Raw genomic sequence first — 24,323 nt, forward strand, 5'->3', positions numbered from 1 at the left:
CTATGCTGCATCTACCGCCGAGGTACCAGCGGCCGACTGGCGTCAACGCCCCGGCCGATTTCGCGGACTACAAGACCACTTCCCTTCGCCACCCGAAGCAACCGCTCAAGCTGCTCCCCCAGCGCCTCACGGAGCTCACCGGGCCGGTATTCGGCGAAGATCGCGTCGGCGCCGGCGAAAACGACCTGACCATTGCCAACGGCGGCGAAGCACAGGGACAGCGCATCGTCGTTCACGGCCGTGTACTCGACGGCGACGGAAAGCCGGTCCCCCACACACTGCTCGAGGTGTGGCAGGCCAACGCCGGTGGACGCTACCGCCACACCGGCGACAACTGGCCCGCGCCGCTGGACCCGTTCTTCAACGGGCTCGGTCGCTGCGTGACCGACGCGAACGGCCACTACAGCTTCACCACGATCAAGCCGGGCGCCTACCCGTGGATGAACCACGACAACGCCTGGCGACCGGCCCACATCCATTTCTCGCTGTTCGGCACGGCATTCACGCAGCGCCTCGTGACGCAGATGTACTTCCCCGACGATCCGATGTTCTTCCAGGACCCGATCTACAACGCGGTACCCGAAGCAGCACGTCACCGCATGGTCAGCGTCTTCGACTACGACGCCACAGTCCCCAACTGGGCTCTCGGGTTCCGCTTCGACATCGTCCTGCGCGGCCGTAATGCCTCCGTATTCGAGAACGAGGAAGACCACGATGACTGATCACACCGCGAAGCCCGCACCCACTTATCCGGTCGTCCCCGGCGACTTCACCACCGCCCCCTTCGGGGTCACGCCCTCTCAGACCGTCGGACCGTACTGGCACATCGGCCTCCCCTGGACGGACGGCCCCGACGCTGCCCCGACCGACACCCCCGGACGAATCACGCTGGCCATCACGGTGATCGACGGCGCCCGCACACCCGTCGCCGACGCGATGATCGAAACATGGCAGGCCGATACGCTCGGACGCTTCAACCATCCGGACGATCCCCGCGGCGCAGTGGACCTCACTCCGGCGGGTTTTCGCGGATTCGCCCGCAGCGCAGCAGATTCCACCGGCACCGCACTGGTCTACACCGTCAAGCCCGGAGCGCAGCCCACTGAAACGGATGCGGACGAAGCGCCGCACGTCAACGTATCGGTCTTCGCTCGCGGCATGCTCGACCGCCTGGTCACCCGCTTGTACTTCCCCGAGGACACCGACGCACACGTAACAGATCCGGTGCTGTCCTCACTGAGCGAAACCGAACGCGCGAAGTTGGTTGCAACCAAGGTCGACGGTGGGTACTCCTGGACGGTCTATGTTCAGGACGAGGACGCGAACGGCGTCGAGACGCCCTTCTTCGAGCTGTAAGAGGAGTACACATGCCCACTCGCGGCGCACTGTTCGACCCGGTGTTCGGGGCCACCCGAGTATCGGAGCACCTGTCCGACCAAGCGTGGGTCACCGCGCTGCTCGACGTGGAGGCCGCACTGAGTTGTGCGATGGCCACTGTCGGGTTGGCCGACGGGGAACATTGCGCCGCGGTGGCGACCGCCGCAGCTGAACTCTCACAACCGGGCGGCCTGGACATCGTGGCGCTCGGCCGCGCGTCGGCCGCCGGCGGAAATCCCGTCATTCCGCTGGTGAAGATGCTGCGCGAAAGGGTGGGGCAGGAAGGTGTGCCTGCCTCCGTGGTGCACCCGGGCGCCACCAGTCAGGACATCATGGACTGTGCGCTGATGCTGTTGACGCGACGCGCGGGCGCGGTGGTTCTCGCCGACCTGACCCGCGCCGCCGATTCCGCCGCCCACCTCGCCCGCATCCATCGCTCTACTCCGATGGTCGCGAGAACCCTGGGACAACAAGCACTTCCGACCACCTTCGGGCTACTGGCATCGAGTTGGTTCACCGCACTCGACGCCGCAGCGATTCGTCTCGAAATCGTGCTGTCCACGTTGCCGGTTCAATTCGGCGGAGCCGCAGGAACACTCGCTGCGTTGTATCCCGACGGACTCAGGATCGCGGACGCGCTGGCCGACGAACTCGGTCTGGCCAGGCAGGTCACTCCCTGGCACACCGACCGCGTGACCATCGCAGAACTCGCGACGACTCTCGGTATCGTCGCCGGCGCCGTTTCCAAGCCCGCCACCGACATCACCGTCATGGCGTCCACCGAGCTGTCCGAGGTCGCCGAGAGCGCTCCGGGCGGCTCATCGGCCATGCCCCACAAGCAGAATCCGGTTGCCGCGATCACCGCCCGCGCGGCAGCGCGACGTACTCCCGCCCTGGTGGCCACAGCCCTGTCGAACATGGATCACGAATTCGCTCGCGCCGCAGGCCCCTGGCACGCCGAGTGGGAAACCGTCACCGATCTCCTGCGTCTGGCAGGCGGAGCAGCGCACCAGCTTTCCGTGAGCCTCACCGGCCTGCAAGTACACACCGAGTCGATGGCTCGTAATCTAGACATCACCGGTGGCCTGATTCTCGCCGAGCGTGTCACCAAGGCCCTGTCCGCACACACTGATCGAGCACGCGACATCGTCACCGCGGCAGCCACTTCCGGAACCAGGTTGGATCGTGATCCCGCCATCGCAGAGCACCTGAGCGAAACCGAGATCGCCGAACTACTCGACCCCGCACACTATCTGGGCCACGCCACCGATCTGGTCGACCGCGCCCTCGCCGAACGCCCCACAGGAGGATCTCGATGAGCGTCGCGCTCAACTTTCAACAGACCGGCAATCCCGATGCCCCGGCAGTGGTTCTCCTGGGTTCACTCGGATCCGATCTGTCCATGTGGCAGCCGCAGATTCACGCGCTGTCGAATCGCTACCGCGTCATCGCCGTCGACCATCGCGGCCACGGCAAGTCACCGGTGCCTGCGGGCCCCTACTCCATTGCCGATCTTGCCGGCGATGTCATCGCTCTCCTCGATTCGCTCGAACTCGAGTCCGTACATCTCGTTGGGCTCTCCCTCGGCGGCGCTGTCAGCCAGTGGATCGCCGCGCACCACCCCACTCGCGTCGAGACGTTGACGTTGATGTGCACGTCCTCGCAGTTCGCCCCGACTCAGCCATGGATCGATCGTGCGCAGGCTGTCCGTGCGGACGGCATCGCGTCCATCGCGGCCGCCGTCGTCGGACGCTGGTTCACGCCGGGACTGGCCGAAAACAATCCGGAGCTTGTCGCCCGCCACGTCGCGATGGTCGAAGCCACACCCGACGAGGGTTATGCCGCCTGCTGCGAGGCGCTTTCGATGTGGGACGGCCGCGCCGACCTGGCCCGCATCGTCGCTCCGACGCTCCTCGTCGCGGGCGAGCAGGATCCGTCGACACCTCCGGCGACGTTGAGCGCGATCGCCGACGGTATCGCCGATGCGGTACTGCACGTGGTCGATCCCGGCGCACACCTCGCCAACGTCGAACAGGCCGGGCGCGTCACCAAACTGCTTGCAACGCATATTGCCTCGCACACATCTGCGCTCGCCCAACGTAGCGCCGCGGTATCGGCAGGTATGACCGTACGACGTCAGGTGCTCGGCGACGCCCACGTCGATCGTTCCATCGCCGGTGCCACCGAATTCACGGCCCCGTTCCAGGACTTCATCACTCGCACGGCGTGGGGCGACATCTGGTCACGCCCCGGCCTCGATCACCACACCCGCAGGCTCCTCACTCTCGCGATCCTCACTGCCGTCGGCAACGAACACGAACTCGACATGCACATTCGCGCTGCGCTGCGTGCCGGGATCGATCCCGACGAACTCGTGGAAGTATTTCTCCATACCGCGGTTTATGCGGGTGTGCCGAACAGCAACTTGGCTTTTGCGCTGGGAAAGCAAGCACTCGCAGACCTCTCGGCCGAACCTGAGGAGAACGAGACAACATGAGTGAGAACAGCAGCGAGCAAGCGCCGGGACCGTCACCGGACTACGTGCAGTCGCTGGCACGTGGACTGTCCGTCATCAAGGCTTTCGACGGTGAGCACCCGCGTCGCACCCTCAGCGAGGTTGCCAGGCACACCGATCTCACGCGTGCGACCGCTCGCCGCTTCCTGCTCACGCTCGTCGAACTCGAATACGTACGTACTGACGGTTCGGTGTTCTGGTTGACGCCCCGTGTCCTCGAACTCGGCTACAGCTACCTCTCCAGTCTGTCCCTTCCCGAGATCGCCGGGCCGCATCTGGAAGCCTTGTCCGCCAAGGTCCGTGAATCCACGTCCGTGTCGATCCTCGACGGTGACGACGTCGTGTACGTGGCCCGTGTTCCGGTCAGCCGCATCATGACGGTTTCCATCACCATCGGCACGCGCTTTCCCGCGTACGCCACATCCATGGGTAGGGTTCTGCTCGCCGGCTTGCCGGACGACGCCCTGGACGCCTACCTCGCCCGAGTGTCCTTCGCCCGCCTGACCGGCAAGACCATCTCCACCGCCGACGGTCTGTGTGCCGAACTCGAGAAGATTCGCGCCGACGGATTCGCGATTGTCGATCAGGAACTCGAAGAGGGTCTGCGCTCGCTCGCCGCACCCATCCGGGACGCAACCGGTGATGTGGTCGCGGCTGTCAACATCTCCACCCAAGCCGCCCGCTACAGCGCCGAAGCTGTTCGCGGTGAACTGGTTCCGGCCGCAGTCGCCACCGCGGACGCCATCTCCGTCGATCTCGGACGTACTCAGTCGTCCAACAACCACTCGGCTGCCACTCGCTGACCGAGCAGACCCAAGGAAGAACCAATGCCTGACGTTGTCATCTGTGAACCGCTCCGCACCCCTGTCGGCCGCTTCGGCGGTGTATTCCGTGACGTAGCCCCGGAAGATCTCGCCTCGACGTTGATCGCCGAACTCGTCACGCGTACCGGCATTTCCGGCGCGGAGATCGACGACGTCATTCTCGGCCAGGCTTCGCCGAACGGTGAAGCTCCGGCGATCGGACGCATCGCGGCGCTCAACGCCGGTCTGGGCGTCGATGTTCCCGGCATGCAGGTGGATCGCCGGTGCGGGTCGGGATTGCAGGCGATCATCCAGGCCGTCATGCAGGTTCAGTCCGGTGGCAGTGATCTGGTCCTTGCGGGTGGTGCCGAGTCGATGAGCCAGGCAGAGTTCTACGCAACCGGAATGCGTTGGGGCGTCAAGGGTGAAGGTGTTGCGCTCAGCGATCGTCTCGCGCGCGCCCGCGTGACAGCCGGCGGACGCGACTTCCCGGTTCCCGGCGGAATGATCGAAACGGCAGAGAACCTGCGCGCCGAGTTCTCCATCAGCCGCGAAGATCAGGACGCACTCGCAGTGCAGTCGCATCAGCGTGCTGTTGCTGCACAGAAGAACGGCGTCTTCGCCGAGGAAATCGTTCCGGTATCCGTTCCGCAGCGCAAGGGTGAGGCCCTGCTCGTCGACACCGACGAGCATCCGCGGGCCGACACTTCGATGGAATCGCTTGCACGCCTTCGTCCCATGCGCGCAAAGATCGATCCGGACTCCACCGTGACGGCAGGTAATGCCAGCGGCCAGAACGACGGCGCAGCGATGGCGATCGTCACCACCTCAGACAAAGCCCGCGAACTCGGACTGCGCCCCCTCGCACGCCTGGCAAGTTGGAGCGTTGCCGGAGTTCCCCCGCGCACCATGGGCATCGGTCCCGTCCCGGCGTCGGAGAAGGCACTCGGCCGCCTCGGATTGACCTTGGCGGACATGGATGTCATCGAACTCAACGAAGCCTTTGCGGCACAAGCACTTGCAGTCCTGCAGAGTTGGAAGCTCGAAGCCGACGACCCGCGCGTCAACCCCAACGGCTCCGGCATCTCCCTCGGCCATCCGGTCGGTGCCACGGGTGGACGAATCCTGGCCACCCTGTTGCGCGAGATGGACCGTCGCGAAGCACGTTACGGCCTCGAGACGATGTGCATCGGCGGCGGGCAGGGCCTGGCTGCAGTGTTCGAGCGCCTGTCCTGATCAAGCCCCGACGTGCGCGACGCCAGGGTCACCGAGTTCGCCGCGTAGACCGTCGAGAAAGACACGCAGCAGTTCGGTGAGTTCGGCCTGCTGCTGCTCGGTGAGAATCGACGTCAGTTCAGCTTCACGGCCGAGGACTCGGTCCACCAATTGCTCCACCAGTTCGTGACCGGCGGCAGTGAGGGTCACGAGCACTATTCGCGACCCTTCCGCGGCGGAAGACCTCTCCACCAGACCCGCGTTCTCCGCGCGCGCGAGTCGCTGCGAGATCGCACCGGCCGTGACTCCGGTCTGCTCGGTGATCTGGCGAGTCGTCAACTGATACGGCTCGCCGGATCGCCGCAGGACACTGAGTAGGTCCAGCGTGGCTGTGTCCGCACCGGCCGAGGCGAGTACCCGTCGGCGATCCTCACCGAGCAACTTGGCGCACATCCACAGCCTGGTCACAATGCCGATACCCTCTACGGGCGTGCCCGGCCTTTCGCGAAGCCAGGCCAACGCAACCGCGTCCACCGCGTCGTCCGGGTTGTAATCGCCCACCACTGCACACCTCATTTAGCTCTAAATGATACGTTCTTCGTATAGGTCTAAACGTAGCTCACGGAGGTAGGCATGACACGCACAGTTCTGGTCACCGGCGGCGGAACAGGGATCGGACGCGCAGTTGCAGCGGCGTTCGCCCGAGACGGAGACACAGTTTTTGTCACCGGCCGACGCACGGAACCACTCGAAAAGACCGCAGAGGAGTTGGGTTCCGATGTTCACGCCTTGACGTGTGACAACTCCGACCCGAAAGACCTGAAGCGGCTGCAGGATTCGCTTCCGGGAACCATCGACGTCGTGGTGCACTGCGCCGGTGGCAACACGGACTTCGATCGCGAAGCACCGTCAGATCTGGAATCCCTGGCCGCCGGGTGGCGTGCGAATCTGGACTCCAATCTCATCTCGGCAGTGCTGACTACAGCCGCAGTTCGCGATCGAATCCCCAGCGGCGGTGCCGTCATCACCATCGGATCGATTGCCGCCGACAAGGGCGCGGGCGCGTACGGCGCTGCCAAAGCCGCAGTTGCGACGTGGAATATCGATCTGGCCGCCGAACTGGGCCCCGAAGGCATCACCGCGAACATCGTCTCCCCCGGCTACATCGCCGACACCGAGTTCTTCCGAGACTTTCTGACGGACGAGCGTCGCGCGATGCTGATCGAGTCCACCAGCACCAAGCGCGCCGGAACACCGGACGACATCGCATCAGCCGTCCACTTCTTGGCCTCACCGGGCGCCCGGCAGATCACCGGTCAGGTATTGGCAGTCAACGGCGGTGAGACAACCAGTCGCTGATCATGCCAGGTGACGCTCGAAGAACGAGTCGATTCGCTTCCAGGCATCCTGCGCTGCAACAGGATCGGGACCGATTCCGAGGATGCGCTCCAACGGACGAAGCACCTTGGGTCCGGCCTCCGCGTCGTTGAGGAACGCGTGGCCGGCGGTGGGGTACTCCTTGACGTCGTTCTCGATACCGGCATTGCTGAGCGCCGTCTCCAGTTTCGCTGCCGCGCCGCGGAGCGAGAAGTCCTTGCCTCCGAAACTCCCGACGATCGGGCACGCATCCACCACTGCCTCATCGAGTTTGCGTGGAAGCTGACCGTAGTTGACCGAGGCAGCGTCGAAATCTCCGGCGCTGACCATCGCGAAGCCGCCGCCCATGCAGAATCCGATGACACCGATCTTTCCGGTGCAGTCCGGGGATTCCACCAGCCAACTGCGAGCGACTTCGATGTCGGTGAACGCCTTGCCGTGTCCTCGAAGCATCGACGTCATGGTGGGCACGAGGCACCGCTTCGCCCCGCCCGCGCTGTAGAGGTCGACAGCAAGCGTCAAGAACCCCGCAGCGGCCAGCCGCTTGGCTTGCCGCTGCATCACCTCCTCGAGCCCGAAGGCCTCGTGAATCATCACTACCCCCGGCCACGGGCCGGGGGTAGTGGGTGTTTCGAGTATCGCTCGCAGCGGTTGTGATCCGCCGACTACTGCGGCGCGGCCCGTCAGATCTATGTCCACCATGTCTCGATGCTAGGCCGACGCTGCGTCCGTAGGCTCGGAAGCGAGGTCAGGGGAGCTGTTTTCCCTGGCCCGCCGCAAGCCCGGTCAAGACCTCGGCGAGCTGCGGCAAGGCGTACGGCGCGCTCAGTGGACCGAAATTGTCGACAAAGGCATTCGAGAGCAGAAGTTCGACCGGCGCATAGGCTCGCGCCTTCACCGCGGGGAGGTTCTGGAAAACTGCGAAGTTCTCCAACCTCGTCGTCGCTTCCTGATCAGAAGCGAGGCTGAGCAAAATGTCTGCGGGTGCGAGTACCTCCGCCTGCTCCATCGACAGCGCAGTCATCTGCTCGGCGTTGTATCCGCGATAGTTGAGTCCGAGTTCGCGCAGCAGAACCCCGGGCGCACTGGCATCCCCTTGCACATACAACTGATCGCCGTACATCGAGCCGATCATGATCGACTTGCCACCCAAGCCATTCAGCGAAGCGGCGGTGTCGGAGATCAGGGCATCGGTCCGGGCGATCGCTGCAGCAGCGGCCTCGTCGACAAAAGCGGCCTGCCCGACCGTGGCGACGCCGTCACGCCACGAGGTGGTCCAGTCCAGCGCGATGACCGGCGCGATCTGGCTGAGCCTCTCGGCTGCCGGTTCGAGATAGGTCTTCATTCCGATGATGAGATCCGGCGAGTAGCGCGCGATGATTTCCGGGCTGATTTCGCCTGTGGTGTCGAAGCTTTCGAGATCGGCTATTCCAGCGGTGCTCTGCCAAGGCAGTGCACCGCGGTCCCACGCACCCGTATTGCCGTAGGCGACTGGGTGAACGCCGAGAGAGAGCAGAAATTCGAGATCCGTGAAGTCGCTGGCAACAACGATCCTTTCCGGCTTCCCCGAGATCGTGGTGGTGCCGAGCGCATTGATCACCTCGCGTTGTTCGCCGGCATCAGCGGCATCTGACGTAGCCGAACAACCCGCAAGGATGGCGGCCGCTGCCACCGCACCGACGCCGAAGAACCCACGGCGACTGAGCTGGTCCACCAGTTCAGACGTCGTGGATTCACAAATCGTTCCGTACATGTATGCACTCTCCTTCTCGGCTGCTGCGCGCGCCGAGGGCACAGCGAATGAGAGGTTAGCCCACCCTCATCTTCCATAGGGTTCCTACGTTTGCGATTCCGAGAGATCGGAGCGATAAATATGGACCGTTCTCGAGCGGACAAGTGCATTCCCGCTGATCTATCACCGCAGGCAGTTGGGCGAGCCACCAGTCCCTGCCTTCGGCGATCGGGTCGCTCCAGCGTCGAAAATCAGTCGAAGATCAGTTGCCATTCCCTCCTCGAAAGCTTCCGAATTACCGTCTTTTGCACGTCGCCCACCGTTCGACTTGCGCGGCGTGGGAGGATAGACACATCGAGATCGGGACTTCGATGTGAGGGCCCGGATCGAGTTTGTAGGGAGTATCGGTATGGCACAGGGCATCGTGAAGTGGTTCAACGGCGAAAAGGGCTTTGGTTTCATCGCTCCCGACGACGGAACACCGGACGTGTTCGTTCATTACTCTGAAATCTCGGGCAACGGCTACAAGTCGCTCGACGAGAACCAGCGTGTGGAGTTCGAGGTTGGCCAGGGCCAGAAGGGTCCTCAGGCCACCAATGTGCGCGCTGTCTAATCAGTGACACAAGAAGAGGGCCGCACCCGCAAGGGTGCGGCCCTCTTCTGCATTGTCCTTACGGCGACCCGAGAAGCGCTGTTGCACGAGCAATCAGGTGATCGCGCAGTCGAATTACGGCGGGCGTCAGGCGGTAATTGCCGACGGCCAACGCGATGGTTCGATCGCGAACGCCCGTTACCGGAACAGCGACGAGATCCGGGTGATCGACCTCGGCGATGGGGAGCAACGCGATACCGAGACCACGCGAGACCAGGGCACGAATCGTTTCGAACTCCGTGATCTCGAATGCAACCCTCGGCTCGAATCCGGTTTGCATACAGCAAGAGTCGAGCAACATCCGAAGGTGATAGGTGGGCGGACTCGCGATGAATGTCTCGTCGACCAGTTCCGCAAGGTCGACACAATCTCTCGCCGCTAATCGATGTCCAGTACCCACATGCAGGAGTATTTGCTGATGCCCCAACAGCGTTGTGGGCAAGTCCTCCGGTGCTGGAATCATCACGGCAAGATCCAGACGCCCGTCTCGGACCATTTGCGCGAGTGATTCCCCATGCGCTTGCACAAGGTTCAATCGCACCCGCGGCGCCGCCTCGTGAAACTCTGCGAGCAGCGACGGGACGCTGATCGGGCCCAATGTCAGTGGAAACCCGAATCGTACGAGGCCACCCTCCGGATCGGCGTTACTACGGACCAGACCTACTGCGTTGTCCAGCTCCTTGACGAGGCGGCTAGTTAGTTCGTGTAATTCGCGCCCTGCCGAGGTCAGTGCAACCCGGCGCCCGACCGGCTGAAAAAGCTGAAATCCCAGCGTCTTTTCGAGCGTCTTCAATCTCCGGCTGAGCGAGGACTGAGGAATCCCGAGCAGGTCGGAAGCTCTCGTGATGTGGCCTTCCTCCGCTGCCACATCGAAAGCCGCCAGAAGCGGCGCCAGCCCTTCTACTTCAGCCGATCGAAACTCATCCATATTCGGATCATAAACCGATGGTTTCTTCATTGGACGGATGAGTCTGTTTGGGACCACGATGCACATACACCCCCCACCTCTGAGGAAAGGCCGCCCATGTTCACGTCGCAACCGTCGGGATCGAAACCTGGTTCCGAAGAGCCCCCACTCGACGCAATACTCATCGGCGCCGGGATCATGTCGGCAACGCTGGGTGCATTGATAGCGAGACTCCAACCCGATTGGTCCATCGAGGTACTCGAACGGTTGGGCGAACCCGCCGGCGAAAGCTCCAACCCGTGGAACAACGCAGGAACCGGCCATTCGGGCCTATGCGAACTGAACTACATGCCCGACCCCAGCGACCCCGCGAAAGCTGTAGAGATCAGCCACCAATTCCACCTGTCTCGCCAATTCTGGGGATCACTCACGGAAACCGGCGAGCTGAAACAAACCTCATCGTTCGTCAACCCAACCCCTCACATGGACGTCGTTTTCGGCGAACGAGACATCGAATATCTACGTCAGCGCCACGCCACGCTACACGGATTACCCGAATTCTCAGCCATGGAGTACACAGAAGATCCTCAGACGGTGAATAATTGGGCGCCGCTCTTGATGCGCGGCCGAATGGATTCCGAACCGATAGCTGCGACTCGATACGCAGCAGGTACAGACGTGGACTTCGGTGCTCTGACCCGAGAACTGCTTCACACCATGACAAATCGTGGTGCACGCATCCGCACGAGCCACGACGTAACATCACTCCAGCGCATGACAGACGGCACGTGGCTTATCTGTGGGCGAAACACTATCTCTGGCATTCGGTTCCAACTGAGATCAAGATTCGTCTTCGTCGGCGCAGGCGGGTACGCACTCAGGCTCCTTCAGAAGGCGCGAGTTCCCGAGGTTCGAGGCTATGCGGTGTTCCCACTCGGAGCCCAGTTCCTGCATACCGAGAAACGCACCGTCGTCGACTCCCACAACGCGAAGGTGTACAGCCAGGCCGCGATCGGAGCACCACCGATGTCGGTCCCCCATCTCGACAGGCGTATGGTCGACGGCTGCCCGTCATTGATGTTCGGACCGTATGCCACCTTCAGCACACGACTCCTCAAGCATGGCAAGCTAACTGACTTGTTCGCTACGATCCGATTCCGAAACGTCGCAGTATTGCTTGCTGTCGGAATACAGAACATCTCGCTTGTCCGATACCTGTTCAGCCAATTACTGTCATCGAAACGGCGCAAGTTTGCCGCACTGCAACGCTTCTATCCCGAGGCCGATCCCGCAGACTGGAAGCTGATTCAGGCCGGGCAGCGCGCCCAATTGGTGAAACCTCACCCGAGAAAGGTCGGGATGCTGACATTCGGCACAGAGGTAATCACCAGCGCAGAGGGATCGATTGCCGGTCTCCTGGGTGCATCTCCGGGAGCTTCGGTTGCACCATCTGTCATGACGGACGTACTCGCCAAGTGCTTTCCGAACCACATCGAGCAATGGATGCCGGCACTTAGGGAATTGATGCCGGCACTGACACCGATCACTGATCCTGAATGACGGCCAACGCTCCCACGATATTCGACTCCGCAACCGACTTCGAGATTCCGAGATCAGCCAGAACACCTGATCCGTCTTCGAGTTCGAGCAGCGCGAGCAGGATGTGCTCGGTTCCGATGTAGTTGTGGCCCAGGCGAAGAGCCTCACGAAACGTCAGTTCCAGAACCTTGCGCGCGCGAGCGTCGTACGGAATAAGTTCTGGCAGTTCGGAAGTCGGAGCCGGGAGTACACCGGCCACTGCAGCTCGGACGGACCCGAGCTCCACCCCCTGCGCCACTATCGCCTTCGCAGCCAACCCGGCAGGCTCCTCGACAAGCCCCAGGAGCAGGTGCTCCGGCTGGATCTCTGCGTTACCGGCAGCGCGGGCTTCGTTCTGCGAGGCCATGACGACGTTCTTCGCCCGGGGAGTGAACCGGTTGAACCCTTCGTTCGGATCCATCGGCTTCTGATCACTCGGCGCCTTGGGAACAAAACGCTTCTGCGCAGCCTGCTTCGACACACCCATGCTCGCACCGATCTCCGTCCACGACGCTCCCGACCTGCGCGCCTGGTCGACGAAGTGGCCGATCAGGTGATCTGCAACTTCACCGAGATGATCAGCTGCGATCACGGCGTCGGAAAGTTGGTCGAGCGCGTCGGTGTGCACCTTCTTGATCGCGTCGATGAGGTCGTCGAGTCGAACCTTGTTGGTCATTTCCACTGGCTTGCTCATGCGTCAACCATAGGTTGACGCAATCGAAAACGTCAACCCTAGGTTGACGATCGTTTTCGCCGCACTGCGATTAGCCGGAAAAGAACTCACGCAGAGCCGGGACAATAGCGTCGTCGGCAACGCCGTGACCCTGACCGGGGATCTCCAAAGTCTTTGTCCCCGAGACTTTTACAGCGATTCGCGTCGCCGAAGAAGGTGCCCATTGACCACTGTCACCGCCGTACATGACCAATGTAGGGACGGTAATGGAGGCAAGCCAGTCGAGCGACTGACAGCCGTGATCACACACGGCGACGTCGTAAGGCAAGGTGTGCGCGATGGCGCACATGTCGGGCCAATCGGCACTCCGCTTGATCTCGTCGACCATCTCCGGGGATGCACCCGTCAGATCCAGAAAACGCGTCACAGCACCTTCCCTGTCGCCGGCCGCGATCAACCGCTCCAGGTCACTTTGGGCAGTCTCGTCACGCTGGTCGTCGTCCATGTACGGCGCCTCGTAGACGGCGAGCTTACGCATCGGCACGGCCTGCGCTGCGGCTTCCAAAGCCAGCGCAGCACCCGACGACAATCCGTAGACCAGCGGCGTTTCACCGGTGGCAGCGACGACCGCCCGCAAGTCCTCCACCTCGGCGTCGATCGAGAACGCACGACTGTCACCACTGTCACCGCGTCCCCGCCTGTCGTACGAGTACACCGTGAAGTCCGCCGCCAACGCAGCAGCGAGAGAATCGAACCATCCTCGATCGCAGAACGCTCCGGCAACCAGAACCACTGCTGGTCCGGCACCGGAGCGTTCGTATGCGATGGTCGTACCGTCGCGGGATTGCACTACCGCTGGGGATTGCTCTGTTTGCACGTCGATCTCCTCAGGTTTGGTCAATGCCTACCTGATTAGACCGCCCGCGTTACCGAAACTCATCGGTCCGGTCGGCAGAGGCTTCAGCTGATCTTGTTGTACAGGGCATCCCAACCCTGTGCCACGTATGAAATCGTGTAGATCGAACCGTAGAACGTGGAGCCACCCAGACTGGTGACGTTGCCAGCCTGCACTGCCGGGAGTCGCTGCCACAGCTTGCTCGCCACCAATGCCTGGTACGCGGCACTGTCCTCGTTTTCGGTGATCATGAAGCCGTCGACGCCGGCCAGCACATCGAGGCCTTCGAGGCTGACGCCGCCCTCGGGATCGAGGCCCTCCGAGGTGGCAGTTTTGCCACCGATGTCGCCGAGCGTCATGTCGCTGGGCTTGTCGCCCTTCTCGGACGTACGGATGCTCGTGACGTACAGCGTGTTCGTGTCTGGCATGAACGAGACACTGGCAACGGTTTTGGACGCAATCTTCTCGGCATGACGACTGCGGATGTCGGAAATCAGATTGTCGTAGTCGAGCGTCAATCGATCGAGTGTGGCCGTTCGACCGAGCCAGCCCGACAGCCGCGAGAGGTTTGTACGCCAGTCGTCGGTGAACTCGGTCGTCAGAACCGGTGCGATGGTGGACATCTCGGCGACCGGCCACCACTCGCTCTCGTAGTTGAGGCACACGATCAGGTCGGGCTCGAGCGCCAAGATCTGTTCGCGGTTGGGGATCTCCGACAGGAACGGCACCGACGAATCGATAGGCACCCACGGTGTCGCCTGGGCGTACGTGTAGCCGACGAGCGGAAGTTCCAGAGCTACAGCAGGTTCCAGATCGAGCCGCGAGTCGATCGCGACAACCCTCTTCGGATTGACGGGAATGTCGTAGGTACCGAGAGGTGTCGTAACAGAACGCATTTCGGTTTCACCCGAACTGCTCCCGCTGTCACCGCAGGCCGCCAGGAACGCGCCCAGTCCGGCGATTCCGGCGCCGAAGCCGAACTGCCGACGTGTGAGGTCCGAAACGAGGCGGTTGTCGGAGTAGCCCTCGGGAAGCAAGAGCGTGGATTGAGCGGGCATGCGTGTCGAACCTCCAGAAGAAATGAATCATCCACTGTTGCGAGCGGATAAGGATGCCCTAACAGCGTACGCAGGGAGGGTCGTCGCGATCGGCCCAGAAATAGTCGAATCAGGCCAATTCGCACCCCTTACTTGTCGAGTTTGCGCATCTCGACGAAGTAGACCGCACTGAACGCGAGGTAGGTGCCGACGATTCCGAGGACCGAGATGATCAGGACGAGAGCGAGAAACATAGCCATGATGGTCTCCACTGACACGGGTTGTTCACGATGTCGATCGAGAGAAAATGGCTTCGAACTGCGGCGCTGCGACTCGAAGCGGGGCCGAAACTTTCGGTTACACACACCACGCTAGCCCCAGGCGTCTCGAGTTTCGATGAACTCGAGGTGAACACTCCTACGGCTACGTCACACTTTTCTGTCGGACGGTCAGTTCGGTCCGAGCACCTGTCCGGACCATTCGACCAAGGGCGTCAGTGCGCGCCACGCTGTGCGAACTTCCTTCAATGTCCTGGCGCTGTCCAGCCACGACGGGCTCGGGTAACTACGACCAGCAGTCAGCGACTTGTGACGCAGCAATTCGATCCGCGGGTGATCGACCGTGTATCCGCGAGGCGCCGTCTTGAGCTTGTCGCCGCCGATCGTGCATCCGGCCTTCTCGACGGAGGCCAGGATCTTCTCGAGCTCCGGCCCTCGAACGTCGTCGTCGACAGCCGCACGATAACGCGCGATGGTCTCCGAACTGCTGGCGTAGAAACCACCGGCCACCATCAACCCTGCCGCGTCGATCTGCACGTAGTAGCCACAGCTCTCGGCGAGACCGACGAACGCTCCCTGGTGTGTCTTGTACGGGATCTTGTCCTTCGAGAATCGAACGTCACGATATGGCCGAAAGAGCTTGGCCGTGCCGAATTCGTCCTCCAACGCCGCGGTCAACGACGCCATCGGACGACGAACCACTTCGTCGTACGTCTCCTTGTGCGCTGCCCACCAGGTCTTGCTGTTGTCGGCCTCCAGGTCTTCGTAGAAGTCGAGTGCAGCAACGGGTATGCCAGTGAACGCAGCCATGGCGTAAGCCTAGCTGCCTGTACGGCTTTGGACCGCCTGCCCTGCGACGATGCCCGGATCGGCCGGAATCCGTAGAATGCATGGGGATGATTTCCGAAATACAAGCATGGGAACTGACCGACACCAACCGAGACTGGCTGATACACCGACCCGTCGAGATCGCGATCTACGTGGCGCTCGCAGTCGTTCTGCGCTTCGCACTGCACCGCGGGATCGATCGAATGTCGAAGCCTCGCAAGTCTCCGAACGCCAAGGTGAACGAGCGCCGATCGCAGCGAGCCCGGACCATCGGTTCGGTACTCAAATCGACGGTGTCCATCGTCATCCTCGTCTGGTGTGTGCTGCAGATCCTCGGCATTCTCGGGATCAACGTCGCGCCGTTCATCGCATCCGCCGGAGTCATCGGTCTTGCCATCGGTTTCGGTGCACAAAACCTGGTGCGTGACTTCCTCTCCGGCATCTTCATGTTGCTCGAGGATCAGTACGGTGTCGGCGACGTCGTCGATCTCGGCGACGCGGTCGGCACCGTCGAAACAGTGGGCCTGCGTGTCACCACGATTCGAGATGCCAACGGCACCTTGTGGTACTGCCGCAATGGCGAAATCCTGCGAGTGGGCAACATGAGTCAGGGTTACGCCACTGCAGTTCTCGATCTCCCGATCGCCCACAACGCGAACGTGCACAAAGCGTGCGAGGTGGCGACGCGAGCTGTCCTCGAGGCGGCGGAGTCCGAACCGATCAGGGCGGACATGATCGACAAACCGGAGATGCTGGGAGTCAATTCGGTTACTGCCGAGGCAATTACCATTCGAGTGACGGCGCAGGTCAAGCCTGGGCGCCAGTGGGCAGTCCAGCGCGCATTTGCACGCTCGGCGCTGACTGCGTTCGAAGAGCAGGGAATCGAGGCACCTTACCTGCCTGTTCTGCGCTGACGGTTGAGACGGAATCGTCTGCCCTTTCCATCAATTACGCGAGCCCCCGGCGGGGTCGAAACCACCGGGGGCTCGCTGGTGCCTGAAGCACGATTCAGACGGTGGAGGTCGAGACCTCCCGATCTGCCGAGCTGTTGCCAAACACCCTGTGCAGGAACATCGTCAGAGCAATTGCTGCCACGATTCCGATCAGCGGCGGGATTCCCACCTCGAACTCACCGGAAAGCCAAGCGAGGAACGCTGCGACGGCATAGACGGCGAGGTTTCGCCAGTGGACCGGCTGCGGGGTGTAACCCTCGGGAATGCCGCGCCGCCAGCGGCACAGGAAGTCCGCGATGATCACACCGCCCAATGGCGGGATGAACGTTCCGAGCAGGCTCAGATAGTCGACAAGATGGTTGTGCACACCGGTCAGAGCGAGCGCCGTGCCGATCACACACCCACCGATGACGAACGGGGTCTTGCGGGGCTTTCTGAACAATTCGGCGCCGGCCACCCCGAAGGCGTATGCGGTGTCGGCGTTGCTCTTCCAGAGGTTCCCGAACAGCAAGACCAGGCCCCAGCCGACAAGCCCGAGGTTGTAGAGAATCAGCACGAAGTCACCTTCGTGGAACGTGATGGCTCCGATGGCACCGAACAGGATCATCAATCCGTTTCCGAGGAGGAACCCGATAACGCAGGCCCACACCGCTTGTGATCCGGAACGGGCAAACCTGGTCCAGTTGGGCGCTTGCGTTCCCGCCGATACAAACGTGCCGACCACAGTGGTGATTGCGAGCGCGATCGTCATGGTCGTCTGCGGTTGAACCGAGACCAGGCCGGAGAACCCACCGACTTCCTTGAGGGACCGGAACACGACCCAGCAGGCCAACGCCAGGATCAAGGGCGTCGAGACGAGCGAGACCCAATACATTCCGCGGTAGCCGTAGCAGGCGGTGATGCACATCAAGATGCTCGCCGCGATCATCACCGACGCCCGCGCGAGATAGGAATCCCAGCCCAATGCCTGCGCGGTGAGATCGCCGATCGTGCCGATGATGACTCCGTACCAGCCGATCTGGGTACCGCCCAGCAGGATCGAAGCGAGCTTGGACCCGCGAGTGCCGAAACTGTAGCGCGCCATCACAACTGTCGTCAGCCCGGTTCGAGCTCCGACGAACCCCATCATGGCGACGTACACCCCCAAGATGGCGGATCCGGCGGCGATCACCACCATCAGTTTCCAGAACGAGAACGCGGTACCGAGCGCTGCTCCGGCCAACATCGTCGGTGTGAAGATGGTGAACCCCAACAACACCACCGCGAGCGAGAAGAACGGCTTTCGTGCATGAAGCGGAACCGGACTAACGGGATAGTCCGGATCGATCGGGTGGCCTGTGCTCTCCGAATCGCCTGCGACCGTGGCAGGTTCGACGGCGCTGCTCATACAACTTCGCCGATGTCTTCGAGCCACAGGCTCGGGCGCTCGGCCAGCATGCGGTCCATCAGTGCCACACACTCCGCGTCGTCGACGACGTCGACCTGAATTCCGCTGCTGCGCAACCATTCTTCCGACGCCTCGAAGGAACGATTTTCGCCGACTACGATTCGAGGGATCTCGTACAGGCGCGCCGTTCCGGCGCACATGAAGCACGGTGACAAAGTCGTGTAGAGGACACACTCGCGATACACCGAGGCCGGCAGTCGTCCGGCGCGCTCGATGCAGTCGGTCTCTCCATGACGGATGGCGCTGTTCATCTGAACCCGGCGGTTGCGTCCGACTGCGAGGACCTCGCCGCGGTGAATCAGCGCCGCGCCGATCGGCACGCCGCCCTCCTCCCAACCGATCTTCGCCTGTTCGATCGCAAGTCCGAGAAAATACTCATCGGTGTGTGCCGGGTGGTTCATGTGCGCTCCTGGAGTCTGACCAAAATCGTCGATTGTGGCTCGTGTCACAATCCGACCACGGTGGTAACAGCCCGACAAGGGACAACCTGTCAGTTCGGCAGAACTAGCTCTATGACGAAGTGCCCCCTCGGCGGACGATATAGAAATGCTCCCGACTCTGCGACAAGTTCTTGCGATGCCCTCGTTCAAGGCCGCCGCAATCGAGGTGCTCGCGGGCGACGTCGATACCGCGGTGGTCCGCTGGGTCCATTCGTCCGAGGTGTACGAGATGGGTGGGCTGCTGTCCGGAGGTGAGGTCCTCCTGACCACGGGCCTCGGTCTGCACGGGCGATCTCCCGAGCAGCTCACCGCCTACATCGACCAGTTGGCGGACGCGGGATGCGTCGCGCTCGCGATGGAGGTCGGCCGCTCGTTCCTCACGGCCCCTCCCGAACTCGTCGAAGCATCGCGCCGACGCGGGCTCGCGTTCTTGGCCCTGCACGCAGTAGTGCCCTTCGAGCGGATGGTCGAAGACTTTCACGACCTCATGCTCCGCCGCACTCTCGGTTCGGCACAGGCGGGCGAGCCTGTCTGGCAAGAACTTCTGAGTCTCGTGGTGGCAGGCCAGGGTATGACCGCGCTGCTCGACAAGGTGTCACGACTCGCGGGGTGCGGCGTCGATCTCCTCGACGCGGATGGCAGAACCGTCGAGCGCAGCACAACCGGCGCAGAGCGATCCGAGACCGAACGCACGATCCACGACGTACGCGGTCCGACGAACTCACTCGGTCGACTTGTCCTGTGCGGGCCCGCAACTACACGCCGAACCGCCGTCGCAAACTGCGCCGCCGTCGCGGTGGCTCTGGAACTCGGCCGTCACGGCGATCTCGGCCCAAGACAGTCACTCGCCCAATCGGTGATCACCGACGTGGTGGGCGGTGTGCTCACATCGCACGGCGACTTGTCCGAACGACTGACAGCGGCCGGGTGGACGCCGTTGTCGGAGGGGCACCACGTCCTCGTCGCCGCTGTCGACATCGATCGGCAAACGCCGGTTCGAGAGCTCGCTGACCAAGTACGCGACGCCGTGCGGGCCGTGCTCGGCTCCTGTGTCGTCGGGACTGCGGCCAATCACGTCATCGTGCTCGCGCATGGGTGGGCGTCCGCATCCCCCGCTCGAGTGCGGACTGCGTTCACCGAAGCCGACGAGCTGCTACGCCGCGGGCCGGGCGGTTCCGCGGTACGCACGCTCGGAGTGGCGACGCCGGTCGAGGATCTGTCGGGCGTCGGTGCGGCGGTCGCGCAAGCTCGCGAAGTCGTCCAGATCGCACGGCGTTTCGGCACCCGGACCGGAGTGATCCTCGCCAGGGACGTCGGCGTCCAACGACTGCTCGCCGCCGGCACGACACCCGCTTCCTTGTCCTCGTTTGTCACGGAGCAACTCGGTTCGCTGATCGCTTACGACACAGCACATTCCGCCGACCTCGTCCGGACACTCGACGCGTACCTCGCACATCGGGGCGGCAAGGCGAGAACCGCGGATTTCCTCGGCATTCGGCGCCAGTCGCTTTATGCACGGCTCACTCGTATCGAGAAGCTGATGGGAGTTTCCCTCGACGATCCGGCGCAGGTGGTGTGTCTCGGGCTTGCACTGACCGCATGGCGCATGCGTACCGGCCTTGACCCACAAGCTGCGTTCGAGCGTCTCCCCGGGTGAGCGACAACCTCTGCGATGATGAACGAATGACCGGAGCAGCGGAATTGATGATCGAGATCCCTGCCGGCGAGGTGCATCTCAGAGACGATCGCAAAGGCACTGCGTGGACCTCGAAAGTCGAATCATTCCGCCTCGCTCGCCATCTCACCACCAGGGCACTGCTTCACGGAGATTCGGCGGACGATCCGAGCAAACCCGCGGTCGACCTCTCTTGGAAAGACGTCATCGCAACCTGCAACACACTGTCAGTCGCGGACGGTCTGTCGCCCGTGTATCACGACATCGACACCGAGTCTCCCTGGTGGGACCGGGCGGCAACCGGCTACCGACTCGCCACCGAGGCCGAGTGGCAGTACGCGTGCAAAGCCGGCACCTCCGGCTACCGCTACGGCGAAATCGACGAGATTGCCTGGTACAGCGACAATTCAGGGGGACGAGCACATGACGTCGGGATGAAGGCACCCAACAACTGGGGCCTGTACGACATGATCGGCAATGTCTGGGAATGGTGCTGGGATCTCTACGACCCCGAGGTTTACGGCACGTACCGGATCTTCCGCGGCGGCAGTTGGGCCGAAAGTGAGCGCGGTTGCGGCGCTACCGTACGGAGGCGAAGCCACCCGACGTTTGCCATCGACGACCTGGGATTTCGCCTAGCTCAGACGATCTGAGGGCAGACGGCCGAGGACTTCGAGCACAGCCTCGATCTCTTCTCGACTGCGCAGCTTAACTATCAGCAGCGACGGCACATCGACAAGGACCGTGGCCATACGCTCGCCGTTGCGTCCGTCGCTTCGCCAGGCCCAGCGCACCACATGATCCGGATCGAACAGAATGGTGTGCAGTGGCGGCTCCATGTTGCGATTCCACAACACCTCTCGCTGCAATCGCCGACGCACGGTTCGTGTGATCACCTGGCGCATCACCGTCCGCCGAGGCAGATCTAACCACAGCATCAGGTCCGCACGCTCGGCCAGAAGCTCACGCACCGCACCGTACTGCCACTCGGTCACCCAGGCCGGCTCACTGGAAAAGCGTCGTACTTCGGTTTCGAAACTCTCGAGCGGAACCCAGTCGGGCCCGTGGAACAGCGAGTCCAACTCGGTGTGTTCGATCCCGAGAAGCTGCCCGATTCGACCCGCGAGAGTCGTCTTTCCGGCGCCCGAGGTCCCCGCGACAAGGATCTTCTGCGGACGAGTCGTCAGCGAGGCGGGGTCTACGAAAGGCACCGATACACACTAGGTGCCTTACACTTCGCAGTCCACCCATTCGATGTAACCGGTGCCGTTGATCGACGCACCGTCGAAACTCCCCCGGTAGGTGTACGCGCCGACGTATCCCTTACCGTGGCCATAGCGCCACTCCGAGTCGATCTCGGCCTCGAACTCGACAATCGTCCTGCCGTAATCGCGTACCTGCCAACGCAGTACGCGCGGCACACGCATCTCACGTCTCTGCGGGTCGACATGCAATGCGTCAGCGTATTCGAGTACGTCGAACACCACATCGTCGAAGACTCTTGCGCTGCCGTCCACAGTCCGAATGTAGGCGAGCTTGCACGCCGTAACCCCTGAAGCTCGAACATCGGTGAGCAACAATTGATGCCGGTCGTCGAGCTGAACGATCTGGTAGGTGAAGAAATCGGCCGGGAGCTTCCAGGACTCGGGAAGGGCGCGGCGGGTCAACGATTGCGGTGTCATGCACCGCGCGTATTCGACGGTGCACGGAGCCGAAATACTCACCGGGCCATCCGGACTCGAGATCGTCCCGGAACACTGCGCCAGCAGACTGACGTGGTCGTAGACGGGATTGCGCACGAACCACGACGCTTGATCTGATGCCACGATCTCGAGATCGACGTCGAAAGAGTCGTATCGTCCGGTGACATGGAACTTCGGATAGCTGTTGTCGATGATCAGGTTGTCACCGAAGGCGATTCGCGAACCATCTTCTTCGAACGCACACTCATCGGCAGCGTCATACGCCCGATAGAAGTGATGCCCCGGCGCTGCGGTAGAACTCAGCACGGTTGCGGTGTTTCGCGCGTCGGGTGCAGCGAGATAGTCGTTGTCGAACACCACCGTCCCCGTTGCACCGATCAACGTCATGGTGTTGAGGTAACGGAAAGGCCCTGGCAGTCGGGGAACGAAGATCCCGTAGTGCGTCCACGCGAACTTCCGCGAAGCCAGGTGCGGACGCATCATCTCGGGCCGATCGAACGGGCGTACCGATTCCGCCATTCGCTTGTCGATCAGCGGTAGCGCGCCGTCCAGCAAGGCCCGAACCGCGGGTCGCCACAATCGGCGCGAGCGGGTGGCTGGAACAGGGTCGGAACGATCAACGGTTTGTCCGGTCACGCCCCTAAGTTAATGTAACCAGCCGTAACAAACAAGTGTCGAAGTTTCCTCGACGACCTCACACCCTGAACACCCGCGCCCTGCCCACGGGGCGAATAGCATGTGAGAATCCGCGTACCGGAACCGGTCGCAGAGAGGGCGCAACAATGCAGCACGAAGAGTCGTCGTTTACCGGAGTAGCCGGCACCAAGATCGTCTACGACGTGTGGACACCGGACCGCGAACCCACCGGGGTTCTTGTCCTGTGCCACGGACTCGGCGAACACGCGAGGCGCTACGACCATGTTGCTGCGCGGCTCGGGGAACTCGGGCTCATCGTGTACGCACCCGACCATCGCGGACACGGACGCTCTGGCGGCAAGCGCGTTCACCTGAAGGAATTCTCCGACTTCACCGACGACGTCCACACGTTGTTCTCGATCGTGACGGCGGCACATCCCGGCAAGGACAAGTTCCTGCTCGGCCACAGTATGGGAGGCGCAATCGCACTTTCTTATGCCCTCGACCATCAGGCCGATCTCAAAGCACTCGCCCTGTCCGGACCTGCTGTGATCATCGCAACCGGCACTCCGAAGATCGTGATGCAGCTGGGCAAGATCGTCGGCAAGTACCTCCCCGACGTGCCTGTCGAGAACCTGGAAGCGGCTGCCGTATCGCGTGATCAGAAGGTCGTCGACAAGTACAACGCCGACCCGCTGGTTCACCACGGCAAGGTTCCTGCCGGAATTGCGCGCGGCATGATCACCGCCGCGGAAGGCTTCCCGGCGCGCCTGCCATCGCTCACCATTCCCGTACTGCTTCAACACGGCTCGGACGACCGATTGACGGACCCCGCCGGCAGCAAGCTCGTAGCAGAGTTGGCCGGTTCTTCGGACGTCACCTTGAAGGTGTACGACGGCTTGTATCACGAGATCTTCAATGAGCCTGAGCAGGAAGAGGTTCTGAACGATCTGATCGAGTGGCTGCGCCCGCGGGTCACCGGAGCATAATCATGTCGACGTGCGGGATCCTGCTGGCTGCCGGGGCCGGATCCCGCATGGGCAAACCGAAAGCTCTCGTTACGGGCACGGACGGCCAGCCTTGGCTTCGCCACGGGGTGGCGACGCTGCAGTCCGCCGGACTCTCACCGGTCATCGTGGTTCTCGGCGCACAGGCCGAGGACGCCGTCGAACTGCTGCCCACCACCGATGTCATTGTGGTGAAATCGGATTGGGAACAGGGAATGAGCGCATCACTACGCTGCGGACTCGAGGCAGCCATGCAGATCGAGGGTGCCGAGGCGGCAGCGATCTCCCTGGTCGACGTCCCGGACCTGAACACCGACACCGTGACGCGAATCGCGGGTCAGGGCATCCCATCACGAAACATACTGCGAAGAGCTGTCTTTCACGGAAGGCCCGGCCATCCTGTCCTGATCGGACGCGACCATTGGCCGACGCTTGCAGAGTCACTCACCGGGGACGGCGGCGCCAACACCTATCTACGCGAACACGGCGTGGAGTTGGTGGAGTGCAGCGACCTCAGCAGCGGCGTCGACGTCGACTATCCCGAAGCCTGATCGCACTGTCACAATCCTCCCAGGTGGTGGGTGTCCGAATTCGG

The 24,323-nt window shown here is 62.5% G+C and carries 26 protein-coding genes; 14 read left to right on the forward strand and 12 right to left on the reverse strand.

Annotation, left to right across the window (positions count from 1 at the left end; genetic code table 11):
- Nucleotides 1-2 precede the first annotated feature (2 nt).
- From pcaH to QMA15_RS07955, 6 genes are read left to right on the forward strand one after another with little or no spacing between them, the layout of a single operon-like run.
- Nucleotides 3-722 carry a protocatechuate 3,4-dioxygenase subunit beta gene (pcaH, locus tag QMA15_RS07930; protein ID WP_007730015.1) on the forward strand — a complete coding sequence of 240 codons (720 nt, stop codon included), beginning with the start codon at nucleotides 3-5 and terminating at the stop codon, nucleotides 720-722.
- Nucleotides 715-1,356 (forward strand): protocatechuate 3,4-dioxygenase subunit alpha, encoded by a 642-nt coding sequence (gene pcaG, locus QMA15_RS07935; RefSeq protein WP_060937919.1) that lies wholly within the window; start codon nucleotides 715-717, stop codon nucleotides 1,354-1,356. Before pcaH ends, pcaG begins: the two co-directional genes overlap by 8 nt.
- 11 nt (nucleotides 1,357-1,367) lie before the next feature.
- A complete protein-coding gene (gene pcaB / locus QMA15_RS07940; protein WP_069145534.1) occupies nucleotides 1,368-2,696 on the forward strand; it encodes a 3-carboxy-cis,cis-muconate cycloisomerase in 1,329 nt (442 codons plus the stop codon).
- Entirely contained in the window at nucleotides 2,693-3,874 is a 1,182-nt protein-coding gene (pcaD, locus tag QMA15_RS07945) for a 3-oxoadipate enol-lactonase (RefSeq protein WP_290283831.1), read from the forward strand. The genes pcaB and pcaD overlap by 4 nt, the downstream gene beginning before the upstream one ends.
- Nucleotides 3,871-4,695 (forward strand): IclR family transcriptional regulator C-terminal domain-containing protein, encoded by an 825-nt coding sequence (locus QMA15_RS07950; protein WP_290283832.1) that lies wholly within the window; start codon nucleotides 3,871-3,873, stop codon nucleotides 4,693-4,695. The genes pcaD and QMA15_RS07950 overlap by 4 nt, the downstream gene beginning before the upstream one ends.
- A gap of 24 nt (nucleotides 4,696-4,719) precedes the next feature.
- Nucleotides 4,720-5,931, forward strand: coding sequence for an acetyl-CoA C-acetyltransferase (locus QMA15_RS07955; RefSeq protein WP_029256371.1), 1,212 nt, complete (start codon nucleotides 4,720-4,722; stop codon nucleotides 5,929-5,931).
- Here the strand turns inward: QMA15_RS07955 and QMA15_RS07960 are convergent, their stop codons facing one another.
- Nucleotides 5,932-6,471 carry a MarR family transcriptional regulator gene (locus QMA15_RS07960; RefSeq protein ID WP_257207229.1) on the reverse strand — a complete coding sequence of 180 codons (540 nt, stop codon included), beginning with the start codon at nucleotides 6,469-6,471 and terminating at the stop codon, nucleotides 5,932-5,934.
- 72 nt (nucleotides 6,472-6,543) lie between these two features.
- On the opposite strand from QMA15_RS07960, the gene QMA15_RS07965 reads away from it, so the two are divergent.
- Nucleotides 6,544-7,269, forward strand: a complete 726-nt coding sequence (locus QMA15_RS07965) for an SDR family oxidoreductase (RefSeq protein ID WP_290283833.1) — start codon at nucleotides 6,544-6,546, stop codon at nucleotides 7,267-7,269.
- Here the strand turns inward: QMA15_RS07965 and QMA15_RS07970 are convergent, their stop codons facing one another.
- Both QMA15_RS07970 and QMA15_RS07975 read right to left on the reverse strand, forming a co-directional pair.
- Nucleotides 7,270-7,989, reverse strand: coding sequence for a dienelactone hydrolase family protein (locus QMA15_RS07970; protein ID WP_030536547.1), 720 nt, complete (start codon nucleotides 7,987-7,989; stop codon nucleotides 7,270-7,272). It abuts the gene before it with no gap.
- Nucleotides 7,990-8,035: 46 nt separating this feature from the next.
- The gene (locus tag QMA15_RS07975) at nucleotides 8,036-9,082 is read right to left on the reverse strand and encodes an ABC transporter substrate-binding protein (protein WP_290283834.1); all 1,047 of its coding nucleotides are present in this window, start codon (nucleotides 9,080-9,082) and stop codon (nucleotides 8,036-8,038) included.
- Between the two features lie 346 nt (nucleotides 9,083-9,428).
- On the opposite strand from QMA15_RS07975, the gene QMA15_RS07980 reads away from it, so the two are divergent.
- Nucleotides 9,429-9,632, forward strand: a complete 204-nt coding sequence (locus tag QMA15_RS07980) for a cold-shock protein (protein WP_003939930.1) — start codon at nucleotides 9,429-9,431, stop codon at nucleotides 9,630-9,632.
- Nucleotides 9,633-9,690: 58 nt separating this feature from the next.
- Here QMA15_RS07980 and QMA15_RS07985 read toward each other — a convergent pair whose 3' ends face one another.
- Complete coding sequence (locus QMA15_RS07985) at nucleotides 9,691-10,599, reverse strand: LysR substrate-binding domain-containing protein (RefSeq protein ID WP_060937915.1); 909 nt, start codon at nucleotides 10,597-10,599, stop codon at nucleotides 9,691-9,693.
- Between the two features lie 96 nt (nucleotides 10,600-10,695).
- Here QMA15_RS07985 and mqo point away from each other — a divergent pair, with 96 nt between their 5' ends.
- Nucleotides 10,696-12,138: a malate dehydrogenase (quinone) gene (gene mqo, locus QMA15_RS07990; protein ID WP_290283835.1), complete on the forward strand. Its 1,443-nt coding sequence runs from the start codon at nucleotides 10,696-10,698 to the stop codon at nucleotides 12,136-12,138.
- Here mqo and QMA15_RS07995 read toward each other — a convergent pair.
- The 4 genes from QMA15_RS07995 to QMA15_RS08010 all read right to left on the reverse strand — a co-directional run bounded on the left by QMA15_RS07995 (nucleotide 12,122) and on the right by QMA15_RS08010 (nucleotide 15,849).
- Nucleotides 12,122-12,850: a Clp protease N-terminal domain-containing protein gene (locus QMA15_RS07995; RefSeq protein WP_030536545.1), complete on the reverse strand. Its 729-nt coding sequence runs from the start codon at nucleotides 12,848-12,850 to the stop codon at nucleotides 12,122-12,124. The two genes, mqo and QMA15_RS07995, sit on opposite strands and share 17 nt — an antisense overlap.
- 70 nt (nucleotides 12,851-12,920) lie before the next feature.
- Complete coding sequence (locus QMA15_RS08000; protein WP_069145774.1) at nucleotides 12,921-13,706, reverse strand: alpha/beta hydrolase; 786 nt, start codon at nucleotides 13,704-13,706, stop codon at nucleotides 12,921-12,923.
- A gap of 83 nt (nucleotides 13,707-13,789) precedes the next feature.
- Nucleotides 13,790-14,782: an ABC transporter substrate-binding protein gene (locus QMA15_RS08005; RefSeq protein ID WP_007729992.1), complete on the reverse strand. Its 993-nt coding sequence runs from the start codon at nucleotides 14,780-14,782 to the stop codon at nucleotides 13,790-13,792.
- Nucleotides 14,783-15,210: 428 nt separating this feature from the next.
- On the reverse strand, nucleotides 15,211-15,849 hold the full coding sequence (locus tag QMA15_RS08010) for a DUF2461 domain-containing protein (protein ID WP_290283836.1): 639 nt from the start codon (nucleotides 15,847-15,849) through the stop codon (nucleotides 15,211-15,213).
- Between the two features lie 86 nt (nucleotides 15,850-15,935).
- On the opposite strand from QMA15_RS08010, the gene QMA15_RS08015 reads away from it, so the two are divergent.
- Nucleotides 15,936-16,781 carry a mechanosensitive ion channel family protein gene (locus tag QMA15_RS08015; RefSeq protein WP_024487521.1) on the forward strand — a complete coding sequence of 282 codons (846 nt, stop codon included), beginning with the start codon at nucleotides 15,936-15,938 and terminating at the stop codon, nucleotides 16,779-16,781.
- Nucleotides 16,782-16,875: 94 nt separating this feature from the next.
- Here the strand turns inward: QMA15_RS08015 and codB are convergent, their stop codons facing one another.
- Both codB and QMA15_RS08025 read right to left on the reverse strand, forming a co-directional pair.
- Complete coding sequence (codB, locus tag QMA15_RS08020; RefSeq protein ID WP_153211521.1) at nucleotides 16,876-18,207, reverse strand: cytosine permease; 1,332 nt, start codon at nucleotides 18,205-18,207, stop codon at nucleotides 16,876-16,878.
- A complete protein-coding gene (locus QMA15_RS08025; RefSeq protein ID WP_003940577.1) occupies nucleotides 18,204-18,668 on the reverse strand; it encodes a nucleoside deaminase in 465 nt (154 codons plus the stop codon). Before QMA15_RS08025 ends, codB begins: the two co-directional genes overlap by 4 nt.
- A 175-nt stretch (nucleotides 18,669-18,843) precedes the next feature.
- On the opposite strand from QMA15_RS08025, the gene QMA15_RS08030 reads away from it, so the two are divergent.
- Nucleotides 18,844-20,364 (forward strand): PucR family transcriptional regulator, encoded by a 1,521-nt coding sequence (locus QMA15_RS08030; RefSeq protein ID WP_223257826.1) that lies wholly within the window; start codon nucleotides 18,844-18,846, stop codon nucleotides 20,362-20,364.
- A 26-nt stretch (nucleotides 20,365-20,390) separates the two neighbouring features.
- The gene (locus tag QMA15_RS08035; RefSeq protein WP_181447542.1) at nucleotides 20,391-21,035 is read left to right on the forward strand and encodes a formylglycine-generating enzyme family protein; all 645 of its coding nucleotides are present in this window, start codon (nucleotides 20,391-20,393) and stop codon (nucleotides 21,033-21,035) included.
- Here QMA15_RS08035 and QMA15_RS08040 read toward each other — a convergent pair.
- Together QMA15_RS08040 and QMA15_RS08045 are read right to left on the reverse strand one after the other, a co-directional pair.
- Complete coding sequence (locus QMA15_RS08040) at nucleotides 21,018-21,593, reverse strand: AAA family ATPase (protein ID WP_141488316.1); 576 nt, start codon at nucleotides 21,591-21,593, stop codon at nucleotides 21,018-21,020. The two genes, QMA15_RS08035 and QMA15_RS08040, sit on opposite strands and share 18 nt — an antisense overlap.
- 18 nt (nucleotides 21,594-21,611) lie before the next feature.
- Nucleotides 21,612-22,721, reverse strand: coding sequence for a DUF6670 family protein (locus QMA15_RS08045; RefSeq protein ID WP_290283837.1), 1,110 nt, complete (start codon nucleotides 22,719-22,721; stop codon nucleotides 21,612-21,614).
- Between the two features lie 146 nt (nucleotides 22,722-22,867).
- Between QMA15_RS08045 and QMA15_RS08050 the strand changes: the two genes are divergently transcribed.
- Both QMA15_RS08050 and QMA15_RS08055 read left to right on the forward strand, forming a co-directional pair.
- A complete protein-coding gene (locus QMA15_RS08050) occupies nucleotides 22,868-23,710 on the forward strand; it encodes an alpha/beta hydrolase (protein ID WP_020970959.1) in 843 nt (280 codons plus the stop codon).
- 2 nt (nucleotides 23,711-23,712) lie between these two features.
- On the forward strand, nucleotides 23,713-24,279 hold the full coding sequence (locus tag QMA15_RS08055; protein ID WP_264613412.1) for a nucleotidyltransferase family protein: 567 nt from the start codon (nucleotides 23,713-23,715) through the stop codon (nucleotides 24,277-24,279).
- Nucleotides 24,280-24,323 lie beyond the last annotated feature (44 nt).

Origin of the sequence: Rhodococcus sp. APC 3903 (genome assembly GCF_030407755.1) — a bacterium.
In the GTDB taxonomy this organism is placed as follows: domain Bacteria; phylum Actinomycetota; class Actinomycetes; order Mycobacteriales; family Mycobacteriaceae; genus Rhodococcus_F; species Rhodococcus_F erythropolis.